Source organism: Vibrio sp. PNB23_22_6, from assembly GCF_052877535.1.
The window spans coordinates 35,640-60,853 of the sequence record NZ_JBNFXP010000023.1 but is presented as its reverse complement, the minus strand read 5'-3'; the positions used below and the strand labels follow the sequence as shown (position 1 = coordinate 60,853).

General features: G+C 46.1%; 26 protein-coding genes and 1 pseudogene. 16 read left to right on the top strand and 11 right to left on the bottom strand.

All coding sequences use genetic code 11. The features are described from left to right. Positions 1 to 647: 647 nt before the first annotated feature. The 4 genes from ACVA54_RS16180 to hemC are packed head-to-tail and all read right to left on the bottom strand — an operon-like array spanning position 648 to position 4,727. A complete protein-coding gene (locus ACVA54_RS16180; RefSeq protein ID WP_446649750.1) occupies positions 648 to 1,829 on the bottom strand; it encodes a heme biosynthesis HemY N-terminal domain-containing protein in 1,182 nt (393 codons plus the stop codon). Further along, the gene (locus ACVA54_RS16175) at positions 1,829 to 3,040 is read right to left on the bottom strand and encodes a uroporphyrinogen-III C-methyltransferase (RefSeq protein ID WP_099081221.1); all 1,212 of its coding nucleotides are present in this window, start codon (positions 3,038 to 3,040) and stop codon (positions 1,829 to 1,831) included. Before ACVA54_RS16175 ends, ACVA54_RS16180 begins: the two co-directional genes overlap by 1 nt. 17 nt (positions 3,041 to 3,057) lie before the next feature. Continuing rightward, positions 3,058 to 3,786, bottom strand: coding sequence for a uroporphyrinogen-III synthase (locus ACVA54_RS16170; RefSeq protein WP_099081220.1), 729 nt, complete (start codon positions 3,784 to 3,786; stop codon positions 3,058 to 3,060). A gap of 2 nt (positions 3,787 to 3,788) precedes the next feature. Further along, entirely contained in the window at positions 3,789 to 4,727 is a 939-nt protein-coding gene (hemC, locus tag ACVA54_RS16165; protein ID WP_099081219.1) for a hydroxymethylbilane synthase, read from the bottom strand. A 347-nt stretch (positions 4,728 to 5,074) separates the two neighbouring features. Here hemC and ACVA54_RS16160 point away from each other — a divergent pair, with 347 nt between their 5' ends. Continuing rightward, positions 5,075 to 7,603 carry a class I adenylate cyclase gene (locus ACVA54_RS16160; protein ID WP_119464652.1) on the top strand — a complete coding sequence of 843 codons (2,529 nt, stop codon included), beginning with the start codon at positions 5,075 to 5,077 and terminating at the stop codon, positions 7,601 to 7,603. 61 nt (positions 7,604 to 7,664) lie between these two features. Here ACVA54_RS16160 and cyaY read toward each other — a convergent pair whose 3' ends face one another. Next, complete coding sequence (cyaY, locus tag ACVA54_RS16155; protein WP_099080927.1) at positions 7,665 to 7,979, bottom strand: iron donor protein CyaY; 315 nt, start codon at positions 7,977 to 7,979, stop codon at positions 7,665 to 7,667. A 74-nt stretch (positions 7,980 to 8,053) separates the two neighbouring features. On the opposite strand from cyaY, the gene lptM reads away from it, so the two are divergent. From lptM to yigB, 6 genes are read left to right on the top strand one after another with little or no spacing between them, the layout of a single operon-like run. Continuing rightward, the gene (gene lptM, locus ACVA54_RS16150) at positions 8,054 to 8,170 is read left to right on the top strand and encodes an LPS translocon maturation chaperone LptM (RefSeq protein ID WP_045416898.1); all 117 of its coding nucleotides are present in this window, start codon (positions 8,054 to 8,056) and stop codon (positions 8,168 to 8,170) included. Between the two features lie 29 nt (positions 8,171 to 8,199). Continuing rightward, positions 8,200 to 9,453 carry a diaminopimelate decarboxylase gene (gene lysA / locus ACVA54_RS16145; protein WP_099080928.1) on the top strand — a complete coding sequence of 418 codons (1,254 nt, stop codon included), beginning with the start codon at positions 8,200 to 8,202 and terminating at the stop codon, positions 9,451 to 9,453. Between the two features lie 10 nt (positions 9,454 to 9,463). Beyond that, a complete protein-coding gene (dapF, locus tag ACVA54_RS16140; protein ID WP_099080929.1) occupies positions 9,464 to 10,294 on the top strand; it encodes a diaminopimelate epimerase in 831 nt (276 codons plus the stop codon). After that, on the top strand, positions 10,288 to 11,019 hold the full coding sequence (locus ACVA54_RS16135) for a DUF484 family protein (RefSeq protein WP_446609228.1): 732 nt from the start codon (positions 10,288 to 10,290) through the stop codon (positions 11,017 to 11,019). The genes dapF and ACVA54_RS16135 overlap by 7 nt, the downstream gene beginning before the upstream one ends. Continuing rightward, the gene (gene xerC, locus ACVA54_RS16130) at positions 10,985 to 11,926 is read left to right on the top strand and encodes a tyrosine recombinase XerC (protein ID WP_099080931.1); all 942 of its coding nucleotides are present in this window, start codon (positions 10,985 to 10,987) and stop codon (positions 11,924 to 11,926) included. Before ACVA54_RS16135 ends, xerC begins: the two co-directional genes overlap by 35 nt. Further along, positions 11,926 to 12,645, top strand: a complete 720-nt coding sequence (yigB, locus tag ACVA54_RS16125; protein WP_119464653.1) for a 5-amino-6-(5-phospho-D-ribitylamino)uracil phosphatase YigB — start codon at positions 11,926 to 11,928, stop codon at positions 12,643 to 12,645. Before xerC ends, yigB begins: the two co-directional genes overlap by 1 nt. Positions 12,646 to 12,716: 71 nt before the next feature. On the opposite strand, the gene ACVA54_RS16120 is transcribed toward yigB, so the two are convergent. Next, positions 12,717 to 13,313 (bottom strand): tRNA-uridine aminocarboxypropyltransferase, encoded by a 597-nt coding sequence (locus tag ACVA54_RS16120; RefSeq protein ID WP_119464654.1) that lies wholly within the window; start codon positions 13,311 to 13,313, stop codon positions 12,717 to 12,719. Beyond that, the gene (locus tag ACVA54_RS16115) at positions 13,313 to 14,863 is read right to left on the bottom strand and encodes a COG3650 family protein (protein WP_446645146.1); all 1,551 of its coding nucleotides are present in this window, start codon (positions 14,861 to 14,863) and stop codon (positions 13,313 to 13,315) included. The genes ACVA54_RS16120 and ACVA54_RS16115 overlap by 1 nt, the downstream gene beginning before the upstream one ends. A 39-nt stretch (positions 14,864 to 14,902) precedes the next feature. Here ACVA54_RS16115 and ACVA54_RS16110 point away from each other — a divergent pair, with 39 nt between their 5' ends. Further along, the gene (locus ACVA54_RS16110; protein WP_446609226.1) at positions 14,903 to 15,373 is read left to right on the top strand and encodes an EVE domain-containing protein; all 471 of its coding nucleotides are present in this window, start codon (positions 14,903 to 14,905) and stop codon (positions 15,371 to 15,373) included. 68 nt (positions 15,374 to 15,441) lie between these two features. Here ACVA54_RS16110 and ACVA54_RS16105 read toward each other — a convergent pair whose 3' ends face one another. Beyond that, the gene (locus tag ACVA54_RS16105) at positions 15,442 to 16,266 is read right to left on the bottom strand and encodes a Cof-type HAD-IIB family hydrolase (RefSeq protein ID WP_099080936.1); all 825 of its coding nucleotides are present in this window, start codon (positions 16,264 to 16,266) and stop codon (positions 15,442 to 15,444) included. A gap of 161 nt (positions 16,267 to 16,427) precedes the next feature. Continuing rightward, entirely contained in the window at positions 16,428 to 17,426 is a 999-nt protein-coding gene (locus ACVA54_RS16100) for an alpha/beta fold hydrolase (protein ID WP_446581654.1), read from the bottom strand. Between the two features lie 65 nt (positions 17,427 to 17,491). Between ACVA54_RS16100 and rhtB the strand changes: the two genes are divergently transcribed. The 6 genes and pseudogenes from rhtB (at position 17,492) to arsJ (ending at position 22,403) form a co-directional block, all read left to right on the top strand. Continuing rightward, positions 17,492 to 18,106, top strand: coding sequence for a homoserine/homoserine lactone efflux protein (rhtB, locus tag ACVA54_RS16095; RefSeq protein WP_099080938.1), 615 nt, complete (start codon positions 17,492 to 17,494; stop codon positions 18,104 to 18,106). Between the two features lie 22 nt (positions 18,107 to 18,128). After that, positions 18,129 to 18,938 (top strand): annotated as a pseudogene (locus ACVA54_RS16090) (EAL and HDOD domain-containing protein). A gap of 103 nt (positions 18,939 to 19,041) precedes the next feature. Then, complete coding sequence (locus tag ACVA54_RS16085) at positions 19,042 to 19,377, top strand: metalloregulator ArsR/SmtB family transcription factor (protein ID WP_446581652.1); 336 nt, start codon at positions 19,042 to 19,044, stop codon at positions 19,375 to 19,377. 43 nt (positions 19,378 to 19,420) lie between these two features. Next, positions 19,421 to 20,422, top strand: a complete 1,002-nt coding sequence (locus tag ACVA54_RS16080; protein WP_099080940.1) for an ArsJ-associated glyceraldehyde-3-phosphate dehydrogenase — start codon at positions 19,421 to 19,423, stop codon at positions 20,420 to 20,422. Positions 20,423 to 20,433: 11 nt separating this feature from the next. Continuing rightward, on the top strand, positions 20,434 to 20,928 hold the full coding sequence (locus ACVA54_RS16075; protein WP_099080941.1) for a cyclin-dependent kinase inhibitor 3 family protein: 495 nt from the start codon (positions 20,434 to 20,436) through the stop codon (positions 20,926 to 20,928). A 257-nt stretch (positions 20,929 to 21,185) separates the two neighbouring features. After that, on the top strand, positions 21,186 to 22,403 hold the full coding sequence (gene arsJ / locus ACVA54_RS16070; RefSeq protein WP_099080942.1) for an organoarsenical effux MFS transporter ArsJ: 1,218 nt from the start codon (positions 21,186 to 21,188) through the stop codon (positions 22,401 to 22,403). Between the two features lie 89 nt (positions 22,404 to 22,492). Here the strand turns inward: arsJ and ACVA54_RS16065 are convergent, their stop codons facing one another. Further along, positions 22,493 to 22,831, bottom strand: coding sequence for a cystatin domain-containing protein (locus ACVA54_RS16065; protein WP_409120267.1), 339 nt, complete (start codon positions 22,829 to 22,831; stop codon positions 22,493 to 22,495). A 288-nt stretch (positions 22,832 to 23,119) separates the two neighbouring features. On the opposite strand from ACVA54_RS16065, the gene ACVA54_RS16060 reads away from it, so the two are divergent. Then, on the top strand, positions 23,120 to 24,133 hold the full coding sequence (locus ACVA54_RS16060; protein ID WP_099080944.1) for an acyltransferase: 1,014 nt from the start codon (positions 23,120 to 23,122) through the stop codon (positions 24,131 to 24,133). Between the two features lies 1 nt (position 24,134). On the opposite strand, the gene ACVA54_RS16055 is transcribed toward ACVA54_RS16060, so the two are convergent. Further along, positions 24,135 to 24,464, bottom strand: a complete 330-nt coding sequence (locus tag ACVA54_RS16055) for a DUF2500 domain-containing protein (RefSeq protein WP_099080945.1) — start codon at positions 24,462 to 24,464, stop codon at positions 24,135 to 24,137. Positions 24,465 to 24,703: 239 nt separating this feature from the next. On the opposite strand from ACVA54_RS16055, the gene ACVA54_RS16050 reads away from it, so the two are divergent. Then, positions 24,704 to 25,069, top strand: a complete 366-nt coding sequence (locus ACVA54_RS16050) for a DUF4145 domain-containing protein (protein ID WP_099080946.1) — start codon at positions 24,704 to 24,706, stop codon at positions 25,067 to 25,069. The last annotated feature ends 145 nt before the right edge of the window (positions 25,070 to 25,214 follow it).

Genomic DNA, 25,214 nt, shown 5'->3' with positions numbered 1-25,214 from the left:
GTACCTAGGGTTCAAATCCCTATCTCTCCGCCACTACATAGAAAGCCCGTTGAGAAATCAACGGGCTTTCGTCGTTTCTGACGCTTATAAACTGGCTGTGGTTTTGCGTCCAAGTCCCTAATCGCCTATGCGACAGAAGCTTCCAGATTAGACCGTTATTGAAAGCCTTCGAATCCAATCATCTCAATTTTCATATAAGTTCATTCCAACTGTTCTTGTCTGCGGAAGTTCTCATTACTGTGCTGCTTGCTTTCAACTGTATTTAAATAGACACCATCGCTTCTTAGAGCTTATCACTGCTTAGTGAGGTAGGATGCTCGGTTGAGTTGATTAGATATCTGAATACTGATGTACTCATACTATTCTTTCTACCTGGCGCCAAGCTAGCTCTCTTCCACAGGCAGAGTTCTTCTCAACAAGATAGGTGTTGGAATACCGCCTTGAACAATGCGATTAAAGCGCTTTGTGCTGCTCTCGATTACTGGAAAGCTACTTCTATTGAGACAGCTTACTTCGTGATGTGTAGGTAATAGAGGAGTAACCGCTATTACCTATGCTTAGCAGAGCTACAAGTTGGAGGGATGTTGGGGAATTGCAGGATACAAAAAAGCCGACAGTTTTCTGTCGGCTTTAAACCTTTTAGTCGTTTAGTTGCTTTGAACTAGCGCTAGAGCTTTACGAGAGACTTCATGTGCTGCTTTGGTTAGGTTCTGCTTCTCTAGTGTATCTGCTAGGAAAGCGTAGTCAGAAACGTTTGAGCGAAGCTTTAGCGCGACTTCGAAGTGCTGTTGTGCCTCTGGCCACTTCTCTTGGCGGAAAAAGAGGTGGGCCAGTGCACTGTGTGCCGCTGCATTGTCCGACTCTTTTTTTAGTACACCTTCAAGGAAGGCCATGACTGGGTGAGTATCTGGTAAGTTCAACGCTGGTAGTAGTTGATACAGTTCTGGTGTTGGATGTTTCTTCAGTGCTTCTTTGATAACGGTGAAAGCTTCAGTGTCGGCTTTACGAGAAATAAGCTCACGAGTAAAACAAGCGATAAGATGAACATCTTGTTTTACTTTGCGTGCCAGGCCGTTCCAGTGCGAAATAAGACCTTCGCTGCCTTGTTGCTGAGCCACTTCGTGTAGTAAGCCACATTGTGCTTTCTGAATCAGTTCTGCTTGTTCTTCTTCAGTGACCAACTTGGCTTTGGTTAGCTGAGGCATCAGATCGATCAGCGGTTGCCATAGCTTTAGTTGTATGTAAGTACTTTTTAGCAGGTTAAGTACAATGAAGTTATTTGCATACTGATCTTTTAGTGCTTGCAACGTATCGAAAGCAGATTCGAACTCGTTATCACGAATGAACTGTTTTGCACGAGTCAACTCTACTGCCAAATGTGCGTTCTCTTGCTGGCTTGCGAGTGCTAGGTACTGATCGCGCTTCACTTTATCACCTTGACCTTGCGCTGCTTCTGAAGCAACTAGATAGCACAGTAGAGGCATATCGTGGTGGTTTGCCCAGCGTGTCACTTTCTTCTCAGCGCCTTTCCAATCACCTTCAAGTAGTTTGATAATACCTTCATTGGTGTAGCGGCGAGAGCGACGCATTTTACGTACACTGAAGTAGTTCCACGTGTTAGAGCTGGCGTAGACAAGCTTTTTCACCAAGTATTCGAGGAAGAATAGTGCAGCAAGCGTAGCAATCACGAAAATAACCAGTGTAGTCACGCTCATTTCAATGGTTTTGTTCGCGATTGAAATTAGTACATAGCCTTGTTGACCAGAAAACTGGGTGCCGACAAATAGGCCAACACCGAGAATAACAAATAGGAAAATAAGACGAACCATTACTTATCCTCCTTACCTGTCATGGTAGTTACATCGCGACGAAGACGCTCACGAATCACATCAGAGAGCTGATTTTGGCTCTCTAGTTTCGCAGGGTATTCAACTTGAATGTCTATTTTGCTCAGTTGATTAAGTGTATTGATGAACTCTTTTACCGACTTATCATCTTGATTGAAGAACGCTTTTGTCCATTCTTCGGCTGTTTCTAATGATGTTATGTAGATCTCACCTTGCTCTTGGTAAACCGCTTTGATTGCCGTCTCAAGCTTCGCCTTGATGTTCTCTTTTAGGTAGAAGTGCTGTTGTGGAGAAAGTAATGGAATCACATTACCATCGCGAGTACGGAAGGTAATGAAGTTATCTGAGAAGTCTTTTAGTGACGTCATCAGGTTATTTTGCCAGTTGGCAATGTCATCTGATACTTGCTTCTTCTCTATTGCTGCCGCTTCCGGAAGCAATGCGTTGGCGAGAGGCAGTTTATCTACTTGCTGCTGAAGTGCGGTTAAGCGAAGGACCAAACCATCACGGTCAATTAGTGGCACTGTACGAAGTTTTGTTATGTCGTTTGCCATTGCTTTACGTAGACCGACTAAGCTTGGATCGTTTAGTGCTGCGATACGTTGGTCTGCGCTTTCCATCAGTTGGGTTGCGCTTTCTACGTCGTGTTCTAAGAATAACTTACGACCTGCCAGTTTTACTAGGTAGTCCGCTTCAGCTAGCAGCCAGTCGTTTGGACGACGACCTTCCACATCTGCTATTGCCAGTTGTAGGCTTTCAATGCTCTTTTGTTGTTGACCTAGAACCACTTCTACTTTGTGGGTAACCGTGGTCGCTTTCTCGATGGTCTCTTGCTTAACCTGGCTTAGCTCTTGTTTCATTGTTGTTTGAGCCTGTTTTAGTTGGCTTTGCAGTTGAGCGATCTGAGTTTGGTATTCGGATTGCTGCTCAAGCATTTTGTAGGTGAGACCACCACCAAAAATTAGCGATAAGATGATAGCAACGGTCCCCAGTTTTACGCCGCGTTTGCCTTGCTTATCTTCAAATTCAGCTTTGTTTGGCTCTGTTGGTTTGCTTGGTTGAGCAGGCGTCGATTCTGCCTTTTTCGGTTCAGATTTCTGTTTAGGTGTATCTTTTTCAGCTGGCGGTGCCGATGTGATTTCTGCGGAAAGGTTTTTATCGTTATTCTTTTGGTCGTTATTTTTACTTGTCATGCCTATATCCTGTGTAGCTAGGGCTGGAGAGCAGCCAGTAATTTTTGGTTGGATGCGCTTCCTGTGCACCTGACCCGAGTGAAGCCCCTTTGAATTGCGATATCAGCGATTCGCTGACTGGGGATATACAACTCTTGTTGATTAAGCCAAGCCAATTGTTCTGAGGTCAATTGACTGCATAAGTAATCCAGTTGTTCACCACTGGTGACGATGATCTGGTCAATTTGTTGTTTTTTCCATAGCGAGACACAGCTTACTGGATCGAATGGGATAAATTCTCTCTTATAGGTCTCACTATAGTGAACTTTTGCCCCGCGCTGTACCAATGCGTCTTTTATCAGCTCTCTTCCACCGTTTCCACGAAGAATCAATACTGTTTGTTTCTCTACATCGTGTAATGCTGGCAGTTGCAACAAGTGCTCACTATCGCTGACTTGTGGATAGTGTACTTTCTGTTGGGTATATTTGCTTAAATAGTGTGCGGTTTTTTGACCAACGGCAAGGTATATAGCCTGCTTTGGCCATGAATTATTGCTGTTTACTAAGATTTGCTCTGCACATTGCACCGCATGTTGGCTAACTGCGATGATGATTTTGGCCTGTTTGATGTGCTTGGAGAGGTATGGTTCGTTGAGATCGGCGATAATGTCGATCAATGGGTGATGAAGAGCCAAGATGCCGTGCCTTTCGAGCAGAGAGCAAAGCGCGCTGCCTTGCTCTCCCGGCCGAGTGACCAATACAGCCATGGCTATTCGTGGTCTGCGTACAGTTTAGTTAGAATGTCACGTGCGCCATTGTCTAACAGTTCGTTGGCAAGCTGAACCCCCAATGTTTCTGCATCTTTTCGGTGGCCACGTACTTCACCACGAACAATTAAGCTGCCATCGGGTTCACCTACAAGGGCGCGTAACCAAATGTGATCACCGTCTAGCAGTGAGTAACTGCCGATTGGCACTTGACAGCCACCTTCTAGCGTTAGGTTCATTGCGCGTTCACATCGTACACGGTCAGCGGTGTCTTGATGGTTTAATGGCTCAAGCAGTTTGAGTAAGCGCTCATCATCAACGCGGCACTCAATGCCTACCGCGCCTTGGCCTACAGCTGGCAGTGACTGTTCTGGCTCGATAAAGCTACGGATGCGCTCTTCAAGTTCCAGACGTTTTAGCCCCGCTGCTGCAAGAATAATTGCGTCGTACTCGCCTGCATCCAGTTTGCCTAGACGCGTACCGACGTTGCCGCGCAGCTCTTTGATCACAAGATCGGGGCGGTATTCTTTCAACTGACATTGACGGCGTAGACTACAAGTACCGACAACCGCACCTTGAGGTAATTCATCAATATTGCTGTAAGTGTTCGACACGAAAGCATCACGTGGGTCTTCGCGTTCGCAAATCGTCACTAAGCCAAGTCCTTCCGGGAAATCAACAGGCACATCTTTCATTGAGTGCACGGCAAGGTCAGCACGGCCTTCTAACATTGCGACTTCCAGTTCTTTTACGAAGAGACCTTTTCCGCCCACTTTGGCTAGTGGGGTATCCAAAATGATGTCGCCTTTGGTCACCATGGTCACTAGCTCAACTTCAAGGCCTGGATGAGCGGCCTGAAGGGCATCTTTTACGTAGTAAGCTTGCCATAGAGCAAGCGGGCTTTTTCGAGTGGCAATGCGAATTGGCGTAGATTGTGTCATGGTCTTCTCAATGCTGTTTTGGTATTTGTTTATCCTACCATTCTCGGCGTGAAAGTCTTAATGTTAGTTAGATATCTCATGGCGTCGTGGTTGGAATGACATGACGTTATGGAAATTGTGTGATTGGATTCTCATTTAGGCTAAGGACTAGTATTCGTTGAGGGGGAATACAAGCGACACTACTGCGCTATCAATTTTGCGAGCAGAGTAGGGTTTTCGGACCACAACTATTTGCGAGAGGGAATCTTTACCAATCCTGACGAAAGTGTTAAATTGATCACGCTTTTAGGTCATTTTGGCTTAAAACATCAGCAAATTTTCGTGATTGTTCAACCAAGGAATTTCCCTTGCAGGCTTACACCCAAAAACTTATTCAGCGATTAGATAACTTGAACCAGCAGCGTATTGAACGTGCGCTGGCGCTTATGGATTCGCAAAGCCAGCAAGTATTCCACTTGATTCCTGCCTTGTTGAACTATAACCATCCTGTTATTCCTGGTTACTATGATGTTGACGTACCTTATGGTGTGTATGGGTTTGAGCTCAATGAACTCCAACAGCAATTCCTTGATGATACTCAACTGACCATCGGCCAAGCGTTGGAAACCGCAGATACCCCAGCGATTCTTGGGCTATATACCATGGGCAGTACTTCATCAATTGGCCAAAGCACATCAAGTGATTTGGATATTTGGGTATGTGTTTCGCCAGAGATGGACAGCGGTGAACGGGAACAGCTAACCAACAAGTGCTTGTTGATCACCGATTGGGCGCAAAGCCAAGGTGTCGAAGCAAACTTCTTCCTGATGGATGAAGAGCGTTTTCGTAGTAATCAATCTGAAGAGATGACTGGTGATAACTGTGGATCTTCTCAGCACTTACTATTGCTAGATGAGTTCTATCGTTCAGCCGTACGCCTCGCGGGACAGCGTTTGTTGTGGCAAATTGTGCCGCCTGAAATGGAAGAGTGTTACGACGAGTACGTTGCACAGCTTTGTAATGATGGCTATATCAACTGTGATGAGTGGATCAACTTTGGTCAGCTGAATCGTATTCCAGCCGAAGAATATTTTGGCTCGAATTTATGGCAGCTGTACAAAAGTATCGATTCACCCTACAAATCGGTGCTGAAGGCCATTTTGCTTGAAGCTTACTCGTGGGAATACCCGAATACGCAACTTCTAAGTATTGATACCAAGCGTCGTTTCTTTGCTCATGAGCCAGATTTGTACGGCATGGACGCGTATTACTTGATGCTTGAGAAGGTAACGCGTTATTTAGAGCGAGTTCAAGATGACTCTCGTCTGGACTTAGCTCGTCGCTGTTTTTACCTTAAAACTCATGAGAAGCTTTCCCGAGAACCTGATGTGGGCTCGGTAGCTTGGCGTCGTGAGGCATTAAGCGACATGATCACCAAGTGGAACTGGGATGAAGCGGTGATTGCTGAGTTGGATGATCGCCGTAACTGGAAGGTTGAACAGGTGAAGGTAGTGCACCATGCGCTGCTCGATGCCCTGATGCAGAGTTATCGCAATCTGATTCAGTTTGCACGCCGCAATAACATTACTTCCGCAATTAGTCCGCAGGATATTAGCATTCTGGCTCGCAAGTTGTATGCTGCATTTGAAGTGTTGCCGGGCAAAGTGACTCTGCTGAACCCACAAATTTCACCAGACTTGCACGAACCAGACTTGAGTTTCATTGAAGTGAAAGAAGGCGGGATGAATAAGTCGGGTTGGTATTTGTACAAGCAACCACTAATTGCGCATCGCATCCTTGGTCAGCCGAGTCTTGAGCATCACGAGTACCTCAGTAAGTTAGTTTCATGGGCATTCTTCAATGGTTTGATTACCGAATCGACCCGCCTACATGCGGTTGTACGTGAAGCTCAGATCGATATCGATAAGTTCTACCAAATGGTGAGTGACTTACGTAATACTTTCTCGCTGCGTAAACGTCGTCCGACGATGCAAGCATTGGCTAGCCCATGTGAAATTAGCCAGCTGGCGATGTTTATCAACTTTGAAAATGATCCAACCGCAGAGCTGTCTGGTCGCTCACTTAAGGTGGATGTGAAGAATACTGATATTTTCAGCTTTGGTCCTGAGCAAATTAACCTTGTCGGCAGTGTCGATTTGGTTTACCGAAACTCATGGCACGAAGTGCGTACATTGCACTTCAAGGGCGGTACCGCGATGTTGGATGCGCTTAAAACCATTTTAGGCAAGATGCATCAAGATGCGATTCCTCCAGAGTCGGTGGACGTATTCTGCTATGCGAAAAACATGCGCGGTGTGATGCGCAATATGGTTTACCAGTTGCTGGCTGAGTGCATTGACTTACGTTTGAAGCCGGTTGAGCAAGAGAAGCGCCGTCGTTTTAAAGCGATGCGCCTTGGCAATCAAACATACGGCTTATTCTTTGAGCGTCGTGGTGTATCGGTTCAAAAGTTAGAGAATTCCGTCGACTTTTACCGTAGTATTTCAACTAACAAACTGAAAGGTTCTCCGTTGTTGATGCTGGATCGTGAGCAAGAGTATCAATTACCAGAAGTCGTGGATGGATTTGCCAGTGAGGCTTTGGTGCAGTTTTTCTTTGAAGATACTGATGATGGCTTCAACATTTATGTTCTGGATGAGTCGAACCAAGTTGAAGTTTATCACCAGTTTAGCGGCTCAAAAGATGAGATGATTGCATCAGTGAACAGCTTCTATACTTCAGTGAAGGACGATAGTCGAGTGGCGTCGAAGTGTATAAACTTTAACTTGCCGCAGTACTACCAGATTATTCATCCTGAAGAGGGTAACGCCTATATCATTCCTTACCGCAATGATGGCAGTACCCCAACGCGACCTATGAAAGCGGTTAATGTATAGAGATGAAGACAAAAAAGAGCACAGAGGTGCTCTTTTTTAGTTTGGTGATGACCGATTTGACTTATACCCAGTCGATTTCTTCGTCAGCGTGCTTTTCACACTCCTGTTTCACCATTTCAAACAGCTCCATGCCTGTTTTGGAGCAGATCCATTTATCGTCAACCAACTTGAAATGGAAACCTCCAGACTTTGATGCTAACCAAATTTCATGCATTGGCTCTTGGCGGTTAATGATGATTTGGCTGCGGTCTTCAAATTCTAATGTCATTACGTTACCAGACACCTCGTAATCAATGTCTGCGCCTGAATCATCGATGGATTCTTCGATGATTTGCATCTGTGTGTCCACCAGTTGATGAAATTCAGTATCGTTCATCCGTCTATCCTATTGCTTTTCTTGAGTGTGGTGCGATTATAGGGGGCATTGATTCAATAATCACGATATGCAAAATGAAAAAACTACTTACGGTGTTGTTTGTGATGGTTGCAGCGACACTTGCTGGTTGCGGACAATCAGGTTCACTTTACATCCCAGATGATGCTCAGCAAAGCGAGCAGTCACAATAATCAGCCGAATTAAATAAGGGAAGCGAATTTTGGATTACTTCAACTATCAGGATGATGGCCAGCTTTGGGCTGAAGATGTTCCTCTTCAAGCTCTTGCTGAGCAACATGGCACTCCTCTTTATGTATACTCACGCGCGACGCTTGAGCGTCATTGGAAAGCATTTGATAGTGCAGTGGGTCAACACCCTCACCTTGTTTGTTACGCAGTAAAAGCAAACTCAAACTTAGGTGTACTGAATGCACTGGCTCGTTTGGGCTCAGGCTTTGATATCGTATCAGGTGGTGAACTAGAGCGTGTGATCACCGCTGGCGGTGATGCGAAGAAGGTGGTGTTCTCTGGTGTCGGTAAAACCTCAGTAGAAATGAAACGCGCACTAGAGTTGGGTATAAAGTGCTTCAATGTGGAATCAGAACCTGAGCTAGAGCGCTTGAATAAAGTTGCAGGCGAGCTAGGTGTGGTTGCACCGATTTCTCTACGAATTAACCCTGACGTAGACGCAAAAACACACCCTTACATTTCGACTGGTCTACGTGATAACAAATTTGGTATCGCGTTTGACCGTGCGCCAGCTGTATATCAATTTGCTCAGAGTCTGCCAAACTTAAACGTGCAAGGCATCGACTGCCATATTGGTTCTCAGCTGACTGAAATTGAACCTTTCATCGACGCCACTGACCGTCTATTAGCACTGATTGATGACTTGAAAGCGCAAGGCATCAACATTCGTCATCTAGACGTCGGTGGTGGTCTAGGCGTGGTATATCGTGATGAATTGCCACCACAGCCTTCTGATTATGCGAAAGCGCTGCTAGGTCGTCTTGAGAATCACCAAGATCTCGAACTGATTTTCGAACCAGGTCGTGCGATTGCAGCTAACGCAGGTATCTTGCTAACACGTGTGGAATTCCTAAAACACACCGAGCACAAGAACTTTGCCATCATCGATGCGGCAATGAACGATTTAATGCGTCCTGCGCTATACCAAGCATGGCAAGATATCGTCCCAGTTTCACCGCGTGAAGGTGAAGCACAGACCTACGACTTAGTCGGTCCTATCTGTGAAACGGGCGATTTCTTGGGCAAAGATCGAGCACTAGTTCTGCAAGAAGGTGATCTACTCGCGGTTCGCTCTGCAGGCGCCTATGGTTTTGTTATGTCTTCGAACTACAATACTCGTACCCGAGCGGCGGAAGTGATGGTGGATGGTAACCAAAGCCACCTTGTTCGCCAGCGTGAGGAGCTGACCAGTTTGTGGCAGCTGGAACAGATTCTACCGGAGTAACACACAACAAATGCATTTCCACTTTTCTAAAATGCACGGTTTGGGTAACGATTTTATGGTCGTCGACTGTATTACCCAGAACGTATTTTTCTCGCAAGATTTGATCCGTCGCTTGGCGGATCGTCATACGGGCGTTGGCTTTGACCAGTTGCTTGTCGTTGAAGCGCCCTATGATCCAGAAAGCGACTTCCATTACCGCATTTTTAATGCGGATGGCAGTGAGGTGGAGCAGTGTGGTAATGGCGCACGCTGTTTTGCTCGTTTTGTACGTTTAAAAGGTTTGACTAACAAGTACAGCATTAGCGTTAGCACCAAGAAAGGCAAGATGATTCTTGATGTAGAAGACGATGGTGAAGTGACTGTCAACATGGGCGTTCCGGAGTTCGAACCGAATAAGATTCCTTTCAAAGCGAAGCAGAAAGAGAAAACCTACATCATGCGTGTTGGTGAGAAAACTCTGTTCTGTGGGGCGGTTAGCATGGGGAATCCGCATGTCGTTACTGTTGTAGATGATGTGGATAGCGCAGAAGTAGAAAAGCTTGGGCCATTGCTTGAATCACACGAACGTTTCCCTGAGCGTGTGAACGCAGGCTTTATGCAAGTGGTGAATCGCAATCATATCCGTCTACGTGTTTATGAACGTGGTGCGGGCGAAACGCAAGCTTGTGGTAGCGGTGCTTGTGGTGCAGTAGCGGTCGGTATTCTGCAAGGTTTACTGGACGAAAATGTAAAAGTGTCACTTCCGGGCGGTGATTTGCGTATTTCTTGGCAAGGTCCAGGGCAACCGTTATTCATGACCGGTCCTGCAACTCACGTATTTGATGGTCAGTTGTCGTGCTAGTAGAACAAAAGAAAAAACCATTATCTGAAGTCGAAGCGGATGTATTGACGGCGGAAGTCGTTGCAGAGTATTTGAAGGATCATCCGGATTTCTTTGTGCAACGCCTAGCATTAGTCGACCGCCTATCTTTCCCTCATGCGGATTTAGGTACGGTCTCTTTGGTGCATATTCAAATGAACCGTCAGCGTCAACGTATAGAAGAGTTGGAAGAAGAGATCACCACATTGATGTCTTTGGCGGCGAACAACGATCGCACTTTTTACGAATTTATGGATCTGCAAGGGCAAATCCTAAAGTGCAGTGACTTTAAGCAAGTCATTCACGCCATTGAACACAAAGCCAAAGAGCTCGGTTTGAAGGCTTATGTTCGGCTGTTGAGCCAGTGTGATGCTGAAACTCAACTGAGTAAGGAAGACTATCAGCGCTTTGCAACCAATCACTTAAATGGAAAAGAGGCGTATTTAGGCCGTTTACGTAAAGTGGATCGTGAAGCTTTGTTTGGGGATATGGATGTTCCAGAAATGGGTTCCTATGTGGTATTGCCGCTGGTAAAAATACAGCCGCTTGGCGTGTTGGCGTTTTCTAGTGAAGAGGGCGGCCATTTCCAACCAGATATGGATACCTTGTTTTTGCGTCACCTATCATTAGTGGTGGCACATCTCGCTCAAACATTGGTATGGAAAAGTCATCATGACAACAACTCCCAGCATTCCTCTGCCAAATAGTCTTCAAAAGCCTCTTGAACGTTTCTACGAATTCTTGCGAAGCGAAAAGGGGCTGAGTCTGCATACCCAACGTAATTATAAGCAGCAGCTAGAAACCATGGCTCAGCACCTGACTGAAATGGGATTGAAAGAGTGGTCCCAGGTCGATGCGGGCTGGGTACGCCAGCTCGCTGGTAAAGGCATGCGAGAAGGCATGAAAGCCAGTAGTTTGGCGACACGTTTATCCTCTCTGCGCAGTTTTTTTGATTTTCTTATCTTACGTGGCGACCTGTCTGCGAACCCAGCCAAAGGCGTTTCTGCTCCGCGTAAAAAGCGTCCGCTACCGAAAAATCTCGATGTCGATGAAGTCAATCAGTTATTGGAAGTGAACGAAGAGGATCCACTGTCGATTCGCGATCGTGCGATGATGGAGCTGATGTATGGTGCCGGTTTACGCTTGGCTGAATTGGTCGGCGTCGATGTACGAGATGTGCAATTGCGTAGTGGTGAACTCCGAGTCATTGGTAAAGGCGACAAAGAGCGCAAAGTGCCGTTTTCAGGTATGGCAACGGAATGGGTTACCAAGTGGCTGAAAGTACGTGGTGATCTAGCCGCAGCAGGCGAACCCGCGTTATTTGTTTCAAAATTGGGGACGCGCATTTCTCATCGTAGTGTACAAAAGCGCATGGCAGAGTGGGGGAAAAAACAATCAGTGGCGAGTCATATTAGCCCGCATAAATTGCGTCACTCATTTGCGACGCATATGCTGGAATCAAGCAACAACTTACGTGCGGTGCAAGAATTGCTGGGGCATGAAAATATTTCGACCACTCAAATCTATACGCATTTGGATTTCCAGCATTTAGCACAAGCTTATGATCAGGCTCATCCTCGTGCACGTAAGAAGAGCGGAAACGAGGGACGCTGATGAAATTCTACCGCCGTATTGCGCCAGTAAAGGCGATGACCTTTGACCTTGACGACACTCTCTATGATAACTACCCAGTGATAGTGCGCATGGAGCAAGAGCTGTTGGCCTGGCTTAAGCAAACCCACCCTGCGGTGGCGCAGATGGATAAAGCCGATTGGTTGACGTTGAAAAAGCGTGTAGCACAGCAGCAGCCGGAACTTAAAAGTGATGTGACGCTTTGGCGTTTTGTTCAGCTTAAGCATGGCTTTTTGCAAGTAGGTTACCATGATGATGAGGCGCAAATGGCGGCCCAAGCCGGTGTCGATGTCGCGTTGGATTGGCGTAGCCAGTTTAAAGTACCTCAACAAAGCTTGGATGTACTGGCTGAGCTTAGTGATAAGGTACCGTTGGTCGCGATCACGAATGGTAATGTCGATTTGGATCGTGTGGGGCTTGCGCCGTTCTTCCAATCGGTATTGAAAGCCGGCCCTGATGGACAGGCTAAACCTGCGTCCGATCTCTTTACCAAAGCGCAGCAGTGTCTCGATTTGCCCGCAGAAAATATTTTGCATGTGGGCGACCACTTGTTGACAGATATCCAAGGAGCCAAACGTGCTGGATTCTCAGCTTGTTGGTTTAATGATAAAGCGCGCTCTGTCATGACGCACACCAATGGACGTGTGTTGCCGGATGTTGAAATTCATCAATTACTTTCGTTGCCTGAGTTACTGAACTAGTCATTGTTCCACGTGAAACGGTATCGAATAAAAAACGCAGCCAGTGCTGCGTTTTTTGTTTTCTCATCGTCTTAAGTTTTTAGAGTGTGACCACTTTTCTCAGCTTGGAAGACGGGCAGGTAGTGCTTGAAGAAGTCCAACATCTGTTGCTGGTTTTGCTTTTCTCCTAGTTGCCCCAGCAATTGAGCTGCGACTTCAAAAGTGCACAGGTTGCCTTCTTGTTGGTTGCGACGTAGTTGGTATTGGGAATCTGTTTGAGTGGCTAAGCTCATCATTGCCACATCTTCTAACCAACGACTTTTATTGAGCATCTTACGCGCTTCTTGCCATGTTGCATCCAGGATGATGTACAGCGGCTTTCTGTTTTGCTTATCACTTTGCTGTTTAACTTGCGCTAAGGTCAGGCTTTCCTCACTGGGAAAGAGCAGCACTGGCAATAGGCTTGGTTCTGCAAGCGTTTCCAGTAACTCTGCTGGTGGTGCTTTGCGATCCCAAACCGCTTGGGTCACATTCAATTGGCATTGTGCGATCAGCTTGCCTGTGTTGGTGTCCCGCGTTAGTTCATTTGGATGCATCAACAGCATTAATGCGTGTTCACTACGGAGTTTAGGCAGCAGTGAACAAATGCAGTTGAATTGAAAACCGCAATGTGGACAAGGCTGCACCATTATAAGCGTACTCCTTCACGAACAGGGCTGATGCCATCCGAGAACAGACGCACACCGCTGACTTGCTCTTTGCTCGCTGTTGGCGCCAAGCTTGGGTTGATTGGGTAGCTTACGCCCGTGTATTGCATCACGTGTTGACCCGGCGTTGCACCACCACCGCTGACATTAAAAATCAGATCACGCCAACCGTGTGAGGTTTGTTGACCCAGCATGATTGGGCTTTGCACTAGCGTCATACGGCTGTTGAAACGCCACTCATTCTCGTGGTTTTCGAACACGAGCAGGGTGCAACCGCCAGAACCGCACCAATCTAGTTGGACTAGCAGCTCTTCATTACCATCGCCATTTAGATCGTAAGTCAGCCAGCGGTATTGGTTGTTGCTTGGGCTGGTTTGGTTAATGAAAAAGTAATGGCGTACGGTGGCATCCACTTTTGAGTTGAAGTCCGCACTGGAAGGAACATCAGCTGCACCAATCGGATCGTTGCTGCGATCCGTGGCTGGTTGTTCAGTGCCTGAGTTGTGTACTGTTGCTGGGTAAAGCACAAGTCCGCCATCGGCGATTGGGTAAACCAGATTACCAACTTTCTCTTTTACTGCTTTCAGCTGGTTGCCTTCGCGAGTAAACAGGCGCTCGGTCATTAAGCGCTGTTGCTGGTGGTGAGTCATCACGACTTGTACTTGTGATGGACTCAGTTGTTGCCAGTAACCGCGTTCCACTAAAGGTGGCTGTCCGTCAGAGTAACTGTATTTGGTTATCGCACTGTGGTCGCTGTTCAGTGTCATCTGCACTTCAAAGCCTTGTGATTGAGTTGACGTCGCCACGTAAGTGTTCACCCACTCCAAGGTCGAATCTACGTTGGCTGCCATACCACAACCTTGGTAGGTCTTATCGTCGTGTTCCAGCGTTGCTTGCCAGCCATAGAGTGAGTTACTCATGGTGTCAGAACACAAGTTCTCGGTCATACGTAGTTCGCCGTCATTGAGTTGGTAAGCTCGTTGGCGAGGTTGCAGCTTACTGCTGTTGATGTCTAACGTTTGGTTAGATTTTCCAAGTCGCTGGAATTTAAGCGCATTACCTTCAAAGGTTGCTGCCCATGATGGTTCATTGCCAAATACGCGAGTGGGTTTGCTGGTTTGCTTGCAGCGATGCGGATTTTCTGTCGTAAGGAAGTTCACCTGCTCAACCACAACGTTAGCATCGAAATCTGCAGAAAAACCGTCGGCGCCAGGTGGGTTGAGGTGACCAATGACTTCACCATACATGATTTGATAAGGTTCGTTGGTGATGGCCACTGCACGTTGTATTTGTTGTGGCGACAGTTGCAGCCAGTACTGTTTATCGCTACCGCAAGGGGTGATGTATTGGCTTTCGTGTCCAATTACCACTTCACCACGTAGCATAAAGGTTTGAGGTAAGATGGTTTCTGGCTTATCCAAGGACGCAGCTAGCGTGGTTGGCGTGCCTGCATCGGACTGTGGCGGTTGCACGCTACACGCTTGTAGGGCCAGCACTGTGGCGAGTGCCACTGGGTTTTTCAAAGCCTTCATGTTATATCTTCCTCATTACAATCTGCATCGGATCGCATTATGGCATATTGGTTATTTAAAACAGAACCAGATACCTTTTCTATTGACACGCTTCGAACCCAAAAGGTTTCATGTTGGGAGGGCGTTCGTAATTATCAGGCGCGTAACATGATGCGTGACCAAGTTAAATTGGGCGACTTGGTGCTGATTTACCATTCCTCTTGTAAGAACGTAGGTGTGGCTGGCATTGCCAAAGTGACCCGTGAAGCGTATCCCGATCATTTCCAGTTTGACCTAGAAAGCGATTACTACGATCCGACATCCGACCCAGAAAATCCACGTTGGATGATGGTGGATATCGAGTTTGTACGTAAGACTGAGCGTTTGATTCCGCTGTCGGTAATGAAGGCGGTGCCAGAGCTAGAAAATATGCCACTAGTGAAACGCGGCAATCGCTTGTCGATCATGGCGGTGAGTGAGCAAGAGTGGGAGGCCATTCTCGGCAAAGAGAAGTTGCCAAGTCAGCGATAAAAGAAAGGGCTGCATAGTGCAGCCCTTTGTGATTTTGCCAATAACCTGCTGTTGATAGCCAATACAGGTTATAGCAGATGATCTTGCAGGTAGTGCGCAACCGCATCGTCGGCGTTGCTGCCGATCACTTCATTGTTTGGTAGTGCTTTCATCACTTTCTCGTGAGAGGTGCCCATGACTAAACCTTTACCCGCCATTGATAGCATTTCTACGTCATTCATGCCGTCACCAAATGCGATGGTGTTCTCTAGTGTTAAGCCAATTGATTCTGCCACGGCCTTTAGCGCATCACCTTTAGAAACGCCAGCGCTCATGACTTCCAGACACCAAGGTGTTGAGAATGCGATGTTCAACTTGTCGCCAAATTGCTCACGCAATTTGTTTTCAAATACCACTAGGTGCTCATGATCTTGGGCTGGGTGGGTAAAGAAAATCTTTGCAATACCATCAGTCGGCGCGTTGCTATCATCGTATAGCTTATAGGTAAAGTCTTCATGAAAATCGCGCAGTTGTTCATCATCTTTGTTCAATAACCAATCGTCGTTCTGGTACATGTGGATAAGTATGCCAGGATCTGACTTGATCGTGTCGATCACCGGTTGTACTAGGGTTTCTGGTACGTTTTGGCTGTACCTCAGTTGATCATTTTGGTCGTGTACACGAGCACCGTTTGACGTGATCATGTAAGCCGGAATACCTACAGTACGACGAATGCTGGCTACGTCTACGTGATGGCGCCCCGTAGCAAAGACAAAAGTGTAGCCCTTTTCGTGCAGTGCCTTTAGCGTCTCTTTTGAATAAGCGCTTAGTTGGTGATTTGGTGCGAGTAAAGTGCCATCCAGATCTGAGGCAACGATTTTAGTGATCTCTTTGCAAGGTAGCGATGTGCTCATGAAGCCCTCGTAAACGGTGTGGATAGAGTGGAACAGGTTGATTGCACGCGAAGCACCGTCGATTGACTAGGTCGTACTGCATCGAGTGCGGGGAACAAAAGGCAGTTTACGCCAAAATTAGGCAGAAAAAGAGGGTAAATCGCTAAGCGAAAGTTTCCTCTTTAATCTGTGGTCTGGCTCTGTTCTTTCATAAAGTTAAACATGGCATCCAAAGCTTGATTACGATATTGGTCTTTTTCAAACAAGACTTCGTGTTCGGCACCAGCGATAGAAACCAAGCTTGCATGAGGGTTGGTTTTTCTTAACTTATTGATAAAGCGCTGCTGAGCCTGATTACTAACAATACGATCATTGCCTGATTGCATTAACAACACTGGAACTTTCACCTGGCGCGTTAATAAAATGCACTGTTTAGTCGCCATTAAACTTTGCCACACCCAACGCGTGCTAGGCCCCCCAACTTGCAGCTCTGGTTTATCACGGTATAAGCGACGAAACCAGTGGTAGCGATCGTAGCTTTGGCTGAGTGGGTTGTCTTCAAATGGCTTGGGATAGTACTCCTTGTGCCCTGGTGCATAGTGAGGTTTGGATGAGAATGCTGTGAGGATCTGGCTGACAGGGAGCGCAACCGGGTTGAGATACCAGGGTAAATCAATGCCAAACATCGGTGAGCTTAAGATCAAACCATTGAAATGATGCTCTGGATGAGTTTGCAGATAACGCGTTGCAATCGCTCCACCCATTGAATGTGCGATGATAAATCGCTGCTGATAGGAGCTTAAATCGAGTTGTTTGAGCACCAATGCCATATCATCAATATAGTCATCAAATTCATAGACGTGACCCATGTCTGAGTCTGGTATCAAGCGATCTGATAAACCTTGTCCACGGTGATCAAACGAATATATATCGTAACCTTGTCGGTATAGATCGTAGAACAGCTCTTGGTACTTCCAACAACACTCAATTCGGCCATTGACGATGAGCACCGCTTTTGTGTGTTCAGAGTGGGTGAGTTTGCACCAATAGATTTTCTTTTTTTCTGTCCCTTTGATGAAGCCCTCTTGGCGAGTTTGCCAGAGTGCAGCGATCGGACCACCTATTGCTTGCTCAAATAAAGTCTCTTGAGTATAAGTCAAAGGTGAATGGTGAATAGCCATTAGTCGATTACCTGAAGATGCGTTATTGACGTGACGTATCATCGAAGAATTATAGAGGAAATGCAATGGATACCCACGTTTGGTTAGCCTATGTGGTAACTGCAATTGTTTTTAGTCTGGCTCCGGGATCTGGTACCGTCAACTCAATCAGCAATGGTTTGAGTTACGGCACCCGCAAGTCATTAGGGGCTATTGTTGGTTTGCAAATTGGTCTGGCTATTCATATTGCATTGGTTGGGGCTGGTATTGGAGCGTTAGTCGCGCAATCGGCAGCGGCTTTTAGCATGATCAAATGGGTCGGAGCGGCTTATTTGGTGTGGCTTGGCATTCAAAAGTGGCGTGATACGTCTGGCTTAGTGGCCAAGGAAAATCATAAAGTGATGTCAGGTTCTTCACTATTGTACAAAGCCATTCTTATTAACCTGACCAACCCAAAATCAATCGTATTTTTGGTGGCATTGTTTCCACAGTTTATCGACCCTGCAAAAGAACAGCTGACTCAGCTGCTGGTGCTAGGTATCACGACAGTTACGATTGATGCGTTTGTCATGCTGGGCTACACCACACTAGCGGCACAGATGGGACGGTTTATTCGCTCAGACAAGGTTATGGGTAAAATAAACAAAGTATTTGGCTCGATGTTTATGGGGTGTGGAGCATTGTTAGCCGCAGCTAAATAATAAAAGATAAAAACCACAAAATATGATTAATGCGTATGTCGCTCGCCAGCCCATTTTTAACCGAAAAAGACAGACGCTGGGGTATGAGTTGTTGTTCCGTGATGGTGAAAGTAATGCTTACCCTGCTCACATCGAATCAAACCGGGTAGCATGCCGTTGATTGTGGATAACTTTCTCTCAGTCGGTACCAACCCGCTGATCGCATCGTCACGATGCTTTATCCATTTTCCTCCACAAAGCTTGTTACATCGCTTACCAAGAAGTTTGCCTACCTGATTTAGATTTTGGTCGTATTGAAAGCATCATCACTCAAGATGTCGCGCTGTGTTACAAACTATTGCGCTTCGTGAACACCCAATCGATTAAACTGGAAGTACCCATTACTTCATTTCGTCAGGCATTAGTTTATCTTGGTCAAGATAAGTTAAAGCTATTTGTTTCTGTAATCGTTGCTTCATACATTTCTAGTCGCAAACCGCGTGAGTTATACATGTTGTGTTTGCAGCGGGCGCAATTTTGCCAATGGATCTCTCGCTACCAACCTTTTTCTCTGTATAGCGAGCAGGGTTTCATGGTTGGCTTACTGCCAATTCTCGATACCATGCTCGATCTATCAGTGGAATCGCTGGTGGAACAGCTCCCTTTGAGTCATTTAGTACAACAAGTGCTACTTCACCGACAAGGGGAAGATGGCGCCTTACTTGCTATGGGAGAGTGCTGCGAGCGTGCAGATTGGCTAGACGTACACGAACAACAGGGTTTGTCTTTTGATGATGTGACGTTGGAACTCGATGAGGCCGTTCGCTGGAGTCAGAGCTTCGTTGGCGCATAATTCGATCAAATATTAAACTTTTATTACAGTCGAGCACGATCGCTTGACGACACCTAAGTTTTAAATAATTATATATGCATATCCATATATAGGTATGTGTCCTATGCTTCCACATCAGTTCTTCAAACTTCTCTCCGACGAGACCCGTGTGCGTTGCTTAATGCTGGTGGTTCGTGAAGAAAGAATCTGTGTTGGTGATTTAGCCTACGCGCTACAACAAAGCCAACCAAAAATATCGCGCCATCTCGCGCAACTCAGATCGAACGGTATCTTAGTTGATATACGGCAGGGGCAGTGGGTGTATTACGAATTGTCCGAATTGTTACCAGGATGGATGCAAAAATTAATTGATGATTTGGTGGACTCGAACTGTTTGAAGAAAGAGTACCAAGACGATATTTCACGATTGCACGATAAAGCTCGTGCGGCTTGCTGCTAGTAGTAAGCGTTAACAGTTTATAGGCTTGAAAAGGTAGAAGATTATGACGATTAAAGTAGGTATTAACGGTTTCGGTCGAATTGGTCGTTTGGCACTGCGTGCTGCGTTTGATTGGCCAGAGCTAGAGTTCGTACACATCAACGATGTAGCGGGCGATGCAGCGACTTTGGGCCACTTACTTGAGTTCGATTCAGTTCAAGGTCGTTGGAACCACGCAGTGCAAGTTGAAGGCACAGACATGGTGATCAACGGTAAACGCATCACGACTTCACAGGAGCGTGATATCGATGCGGTGAACTGGGGTCAATGTGATGTTGTGATTGAAGCAACGGGTGTTCATCGAAAAACGTCATTCCTAAACAAATACCTAGAGCAAGGCGTAAAACGCGTTGTAGTGAGTGCGCCAGTAAAAGAAGAAGGTGTAGCAAACATCGTGGTTGGTGTGAACGACCACATCTTCGATCCAGCGTTGCACCGCATCGTCACAGCGGCATCTTGTACCACTAACTGTATTGCACCAGTAGTGAAAGTGATTCACGAGAAACTGGGCATCGAGCAGTCATCATTTACAACGATTCACGATTTAACTAACACACAAACGATTCTGGATGCGCCGCACAAAGATCTACGTCGTGCGCGTGCATGTGGTATGAGCCTGATCCCAACCACTACGGGCAGTGCGACTGCAATTGTTGAAATCTTTCCAGATCTAAAAGACAAAATTAATGGTCACGCAGTTCGTGTTCCTTTAGCAAACGCATCGCTGACAGATATCATTTTTGATGTGAAACGTGATACCACGGCAGAAGAAGTGAACGCACTACTGAAAGAAGCATCGGAAGGTGAGCTAAAAGGCATCCTTGGCTTTGAAGCGCGTCCATTGGTCTCTATCGATTACAAAGGCGACCAACGTTCAACCATCGTTGACGCACAATCCACTATGGTTGTTGGCGCTCGCATGGTGAAGATTTACGCCTGGTACGACAATGAAATGGGCTACGCAACGCGCACTGCAGAATTGGTTCGTAACGTTGGTATGGCATAAGGAGTTTTAAAATGTCTCATCCTACATGGCAATTAGATTTAGAAGCGGGCGCTTTGGTTTTGACTCCGTGTCCGGGTACAAAAGGTGTTGAACTGCAAGATTCTCTAAAGCAGTTGAAAGACCAAGGTGTACAAGCGGTAGTGACAGCACTTGATAACTCAGAGTTGGCAGCGCAAGACGTTTCTGCTCTGGGCGAAATCACTCAACAGTTAGGCATGAAATGGTTTCAAATTGAGATTGAAGACGACTGCGCGCCAGACGAAGGGTTTGCTGCAAAATGGCAACAAGCAAGCCCTGAATTGCACGCAATTCTAGCGCAAGGTGGTAAGGTCGCAATGCACTGTTTAGGCGGCTCTGGTCGTACAGGTTTGTTTGCTGCGCATCTATTGCTAGAGAAAGGTTGGCCGCTAGAAGACATCGTGCGCGAAGTGCAAGCTTTGCGTCCTGGCGCGTTCACCAAACCAGTACAAGTTGAGTACATCGAGCGCGTCGCACAAAGCGCATGATCAGCTTGTCGAGCTTTTGGAACATCATGTTCCAAAAGCTCTCCTTACGCCATGTAGCTTACTATTTTATGTGATACTTGGATGCCAGTTTGATATTTAACTATCTGTTTATTATTAAGTAATAGTTAATTTTATTGTCAGTTCTTGTTTCGCAGTTTGGCACCAGTATTGAGATGGCTCAATACTGGTGTTCAGGTCATAGAGTATTTGGAACATCATGATCTAAATACTCTGATTGCAGTACATCTGAGGTCGTTATGATTTCAAAACTAAGTAAAAGTATCCGTCAGTACATGCTGGTGACGTTCAACTATTGGAACTTCACCGTGACGGACGGCGCACTACGTATGTTGGTGGTGCTTTACTTCCATGACTTAGGCTACTCAAGTTTAGCCATTGCTTCGCTGTTCCTTTTCTATGAATTTTTTGGCGTAGTGACCAACTTGGTTGGTGGTTGGCTAGGTGCTCGACTTGGTCTCAACAAAACCATGAACGTCGGGTTAGGGATGCAGATTTTTGCCTTGCTGATGTTGGCAGTGCCAAATGCGTGGTTGACCATCCCTTGGGTGATGGCAGCGCAGGCCATTTCAGGTATCGCCAAAGATTTGAATAAGATGAGTGCCAAGAGCGCGATTAAAACGTTGGTGCCAGACGAGCAGCAAGGGGCACTTTATAAATGGGTGGCGATCTTAACGGGTTCGAAAAACGCGTTAAAAGGCGCAGGCTTCTTTATTGGTGGTTTGCTGTTGTCCGCGTTTGGTTTCCAAACTTCGATGGTCATCATGGCAAGTGTGCTGGCGATTGTTTTCGTATCCAGTTTGATTTGGCTAGAGGCTGACATGGGTAAAGCGAAGAGCAAGCCTAAATTCCGTCAGATTTTCTCTAAGTCAGAATCGGTGAACATCCTGTCTGCGGCACGTATGTTCCTATTTGGTGCGCGTGATGTGTGGTTTGTCGTTGCACTTCCGATCTACCTAGGCAGTGTGTTTGGCTGGGATCACCTGATGGTGGGCGGTTTCCTAGCGGCTTGGGTGATTGCCTACGGATTCGTTCAAGGCTTTGCGCCTCGTATTACCGGTAAAGCACAAGGTAGAGTGCCAGACGGTAGTGCAGCATTGATTTGGGCAGGTATCCTTGCTGTCATCACTGGCGCGATTGCTTACGGCGTGCAAATTGGTTGGCAACCAGAACTGGTTATTGTTGTCGGCTTGATGAGCTTCGGTGCGGTATTTGCGGTGAATTCATCTTTGCATTCTTACCTTATCGTAAGCTACGCGAAAGGCGATGGTGTTTCACTGGATGTCGGCTTCTACTATATGGCGAATGCGATGGGACGTTTGATTGGTACGGTTCTATCCGGTTGGATTTACCAAGAAGCGGGTCTGGCGGCGTGTCTGTGGGTCTCTTTTGCCTTCTTAGCGCTGACGACGGTCATCTCTATCAAGTTACCAAAAGCCAAAGTGGCGGCGGTTTAAATCAGTTTACGACTCAGTATAAAAAATGGCTCCGCAATGGGAGCCATTTTGCTTTCTGTGCTTCAGTGTCGCAAATCAGCAAGCTTGGGTTATGGGCAAATGCGACCTTGTAGTGCTAGCCGCGTCATTTCCATATCACCTTTCAGTGGGCGGTAAACGATGGTGTTCCAAACTTCACCATTGTCCATTTCGAATTCAATCGCGTAGTTAAGGCCATTTACGACTTGAGTACGTACGCTCAAGAGCTCTTTTAGCTTAGCCGCGGTATTCAGCTGACCGAGTACAAAATCTAACGCTTGTTGAGCCTCAGGTGTCACTTCACCTTGTGACCAACCGCCAGCAAGGTTTTCTGCGCTGCAGATAGGGTTCGCTTCCGGTTGCGCTGGTGTTACGGCCTCTTCCTTTTGGTTGCATCCAGCTAAGGTCACAACACAAACCAGTAATGCTTAATAATGCTTTGTTCATAAAGACCTCTCTTATTAATCTGTCCAACATCCTAAAGTAATAAGCTGACTTATGCTGTTGCCCATTCGAGAAAGGTTGGGGCTACGGCTTCCGTTTGAACAATGGGTGTTGCAGCAAATCATTTTACAGATCAATGTTATTTAAGAGTTCGCTGTTGTGTTAAAAACAAGCAAAAACAGATTGTTAACTATTTAACTGGATGAAAATTACCCTATGCTATAAGCGTACAGTCATTCCAAGTAGAAAAAACCATGAGAGAAAGGGTTCTGTTTTTTGACTTATTGCGGTGTGTCGCGGCTATTGCAGTGATCGCCATTCACGTATTGGCCCCATACCGCACTGAGTTGGGCGGGATTCCTCTTGACCAATGGTTAACGGCCGTCGGTGTAAATAGTGTGAGTCGTTGGGCGGTACCAGTGTTCATTTTGATCACCGGAGCCTTGATGCTCAGTGATACGCGTCCTTTTGATGCCAAGTACTACGTCAAACGGCGTTTAGGTAAAGTGTTGGTGCCTTTTTTAGTTTGGTCGATGTTTTATGCGTATTTGTCAGGCTGGACAGCGCAAGGCTTTGACTTTGCCACGGTAAAAGAAGTCGTGAGCAACAGCTTGCACCATGCGACTTACTATCACCTTGGGTTCTTTTACTACTTTATTCCGCTCTATTTTGTAATTCCGTTATTTCAGTGGATGGTACGTCATATGGACGATAACGCTCTCTATGCTTATTTGGCGCTGTGGTTATTCACCAGCACCTTATTTTTGTTCAAGATTGATGGGCCTTGGAGTAATCAAATGTGGCTCTATATGGGCTACCTACCGTTAGGTTACGTGCTGTTTAAGAAGATCCCACTCAATCGTTCGGTCACAATGTTGTTTACTGGTCTCGGGCTGGTGGCATTGGCGTTGACGTTTACTATGGTGGTGATGAATAGTTTGGATGCCGGTAAATATACGGTGGGTCGTTGGTTGTCTTACAAAACGCTCAACGTAGTTTTAGCGGCTTCGATGATTTTTATGTTATGCCGTTATGTTGGGGAAGAGTTACCGCCGAAAATCCAGAAGGTAGTGAGTTTCATTAGTCAGTACAGTTTAGGCATTTATTTGTTGCACCCGATCTTCTTGTGGCCGATGAAGGCGTTTGGTTGGCACCAAGGGAATCCAATATGGGTGATCCCACTGTGGGTCATATTAAGTGGAGCAGGAGCCTTGGCAATGAGTTATCTGTTTTCGAGATCTGCCAAGACTCGATGGTTGCTGCCGTAGATTAACGTTTGAGGGCAAAGTGTAGAAATTTGTCGCCATGATAAGTCAGCGTCCCTTTGTCACCTGGATTAAGAGCGTGGTAGTAATGTACCCCGATTTGAAATTCGCGTTTCGGTCCCATGGAACCGCGCTGCACATAAATCCAATACTCTTGATCGTCTTGGCCGGGCTTCGCGTCCGGTATATCGATCGCTTGTTTGTCTAATATGGTGACTTGTGCACTTTGCTCAGGGGCATTTTCACCGAAATAATGCTTGCTATAAAAGCGAAAGAATACCCAAGCTCCTAGAGCGATCAGGGTGAGTAAAACTAAAATAAGTGAGATTGGCATGATAACCTCCAATGTTTCATTGGTCCCTATTTTACAGAACTTCCTGATTAAACGATGAGTTGAGATAATTTTTTGATGATTTAGTAAATGGGGAGGGCTTTATTCGGCGCACTTCACAGTTTATCTGCGTGTAAGGACACAAATTGAAAGGAAAATTGCATTTAGTATCTCGAAAAAACTCCAGATTTGTAGAAGAATGAAATGATGGATAAAGGAAGGATCAAGTAAGGAGGGGCACGATGTCAGATATTGAGAAAGTTGTCATGCGTACCCGAACGATCGAAAAGCTTCTGCGAACACAATACCATGCAGAGGGGAAGGGACTACACCAACTGATCACCAGTTGTGAAGAGCGTTTGCCACATGATGTCATCGCAAAATTACGTTTTATTGCAACAGTGCGTAATAAGATCGTACATGAAGAAAATTACAAACTGGACGATAGAAAAGGCTTTATGGCCGCCTGCGATGAATGTGAAAAAGAGTTGACGCCGAGAAGCTCTCGCTTTATCTGGCGAACGGCGATTTTGTTAATGACCTTGATTACGCTTGCCGCACTTGGTTTTTATTACTTGCATTGGGATATTCTGTCTAAGCATCTATAGTTGGCAAAAAATAAATAATAAAAAAGGGACGCGTACGCGTCCCTTTTTATTTAAATCAATTGGTTAGTACATCATTGGCAGTGTCATTAAACCCATAACTACTGCAATCATTACCAGCCCCTGTTTCTGAGAAGAAGAAATCATA

Excerpts from the sequence above, each read along its gene's own strand:
- ACVA54_RS16080 (WP_099080940.1), top strand. The coding sequence starts at position 19,421 with ATGACGATTAAAGTAGGTATTAACGGTTTCGGTCGAATTGGTCGTTTG.
- rhtB (WP_099080938.1), top strand. The coding sequence starts at position 17,492 with ATGGATACCCACGTTTGGTTAGCCTATGTGGTAACTGCAATTGTTTTT.
- cyaY (WP_099080927.1), bottom strand. The coding sequence starts at position 7,979 with ATGAACGATACTGAATTTCATCAACTGGTGGACACACAGATGCAAATC.
- ACVA54_RS16110 (WP_446609226.1), top strand. The coding sequence starts at position 14,903 with ATGGCATATTGGTTATTTAAAACAGAACCAGATACCTTTTCTATTGAC.
- ACVA54_RS16105 (WP_099080936.1), bottom strand. The coding sequence starts at position 16,266 with ATGAGCACATCGCTACCTTGCAAAGAGATCACTAAAATCGTTGCCTCA.
- ACVA54_RS16060 (WP_099080944.1), top strand. The coding sequence starts at position 23,120 with ATGAGAGAAAGGGTTCTGTTTTTTGACTTATTGCGGTGTGTCGCGGCT.
- ACVA54_RS16120 (WP_119464654.1), bottom strand. The coding sequence starts at position 13,313 with ATGGTGCAGCCTTGTCCACATTGCGGTTTTCAATTCAACTGCATTTGT.
- ACVA54_RS16175 (WP_099081221.1), bottom strand. The coding sequence starts at position 3,040 with ATGACAAGTAAAAATAACGACCAAAAGAATAACGATAAAAACCTTTCC.
- yigB (WP_119464653.1), top strand. The coding sequence starts at position 11,926 with ATGAAATTCTACCGCCGTATTGCGCCAGTAAAGGCGATGACCTTTGAC.
- xerC (WP_099080931.1), top strand. The coding sequence starts at position 10,985 with ATGACAACAACTCCCAGCATTCCTCTGCCAAATAGTCTTCAAAAGCCT.
- hemC (WP_099081219.1), bottom strand. The coding sequence starts at position 4,727 with ATGACACAATCTACGCCAATTCGCATTGCCACTCGAAAAAGCCCGCTT.
- arsJ (WP_099080942.1), top strand. The coding sequence starts at position 21,186 with ATGATTTCAAAACTAAGTAAAAGTATCCGTCAGTACATGCTGGTGACG.
- lptM (WP_045416898.1), top strand. The coding sequence starts at position 8,054 with ATGAAAAAACTACTTACGGTGTTGTTTGTGATGGTTGCAGCGACACTT.
- dapF (WP_099080929.1), top strand. The coding sequence starts at position 9,464 with ATGCATTTCCACTTTTCTAAAATGCACGGTTTGGGTAACGATTTTATG.
- ACVA54_RS16100 (WP_446581654.1), bottom strand. The coding sequence starts at position 17,426 with ATGGCTATTCACCATTCACCTTTGACTTATACTCAAGAGACTTTATTT.
- ACVA54_RS16115 (WP_446645146.1), bottom strand. The coding sequence starts at position 14,863 with ATGAAGGCTTTGAAAAACCCAGTGGCACTCGCCACAGTGCTGGCCCTA.
- ACVA54_RS16170 (WP_099081220.1), bottom strand. The coding sequence starts at position 3,786 with ATGGCTGTATTGGTCACTCGGCCGGGAGAGCAAGGCAGCGCGCTTTGC.
- ACVA54_RS16085 (WP_446581652.1), top strand. The coding sequence starts at position 19,042 with ATGCTTCCACATCAGTTCTTCAAACTTCTCTCCGACGAGACCCGTGTG.
- ACVA54_RS16055 (WP_099080945.1), bottom strand. The coding sequence starts at position 24,464 with ATGCCAATCTCACTTATTTTAGTTTTACTCACCCTGATCGCTCTAGGA.
- ACVA54_RS16075 (WP_099080941.1), top strand. The coding sequence starts at position 20,434 with ATGTCTCATCCTACATGGCAATTAGATTTAGAAGCGGGCGCTTTGGTT.
- ACVA54_RS16180 (WP_446649750.1), bottom strand. The coding sequence starts at position 1,829 with ATGGTTCGTCTTATTTTCCTATTTGTTATTCTCGGTGTTGGCCTATTT.
- ACVA54_RS16050 (WP_099080946.1), top strand. The coding sequence starts at position 24,704 with ATGTCAGATATTGAGAAAGTTGTCATGCGTACCCGAACGATCGAAAAG.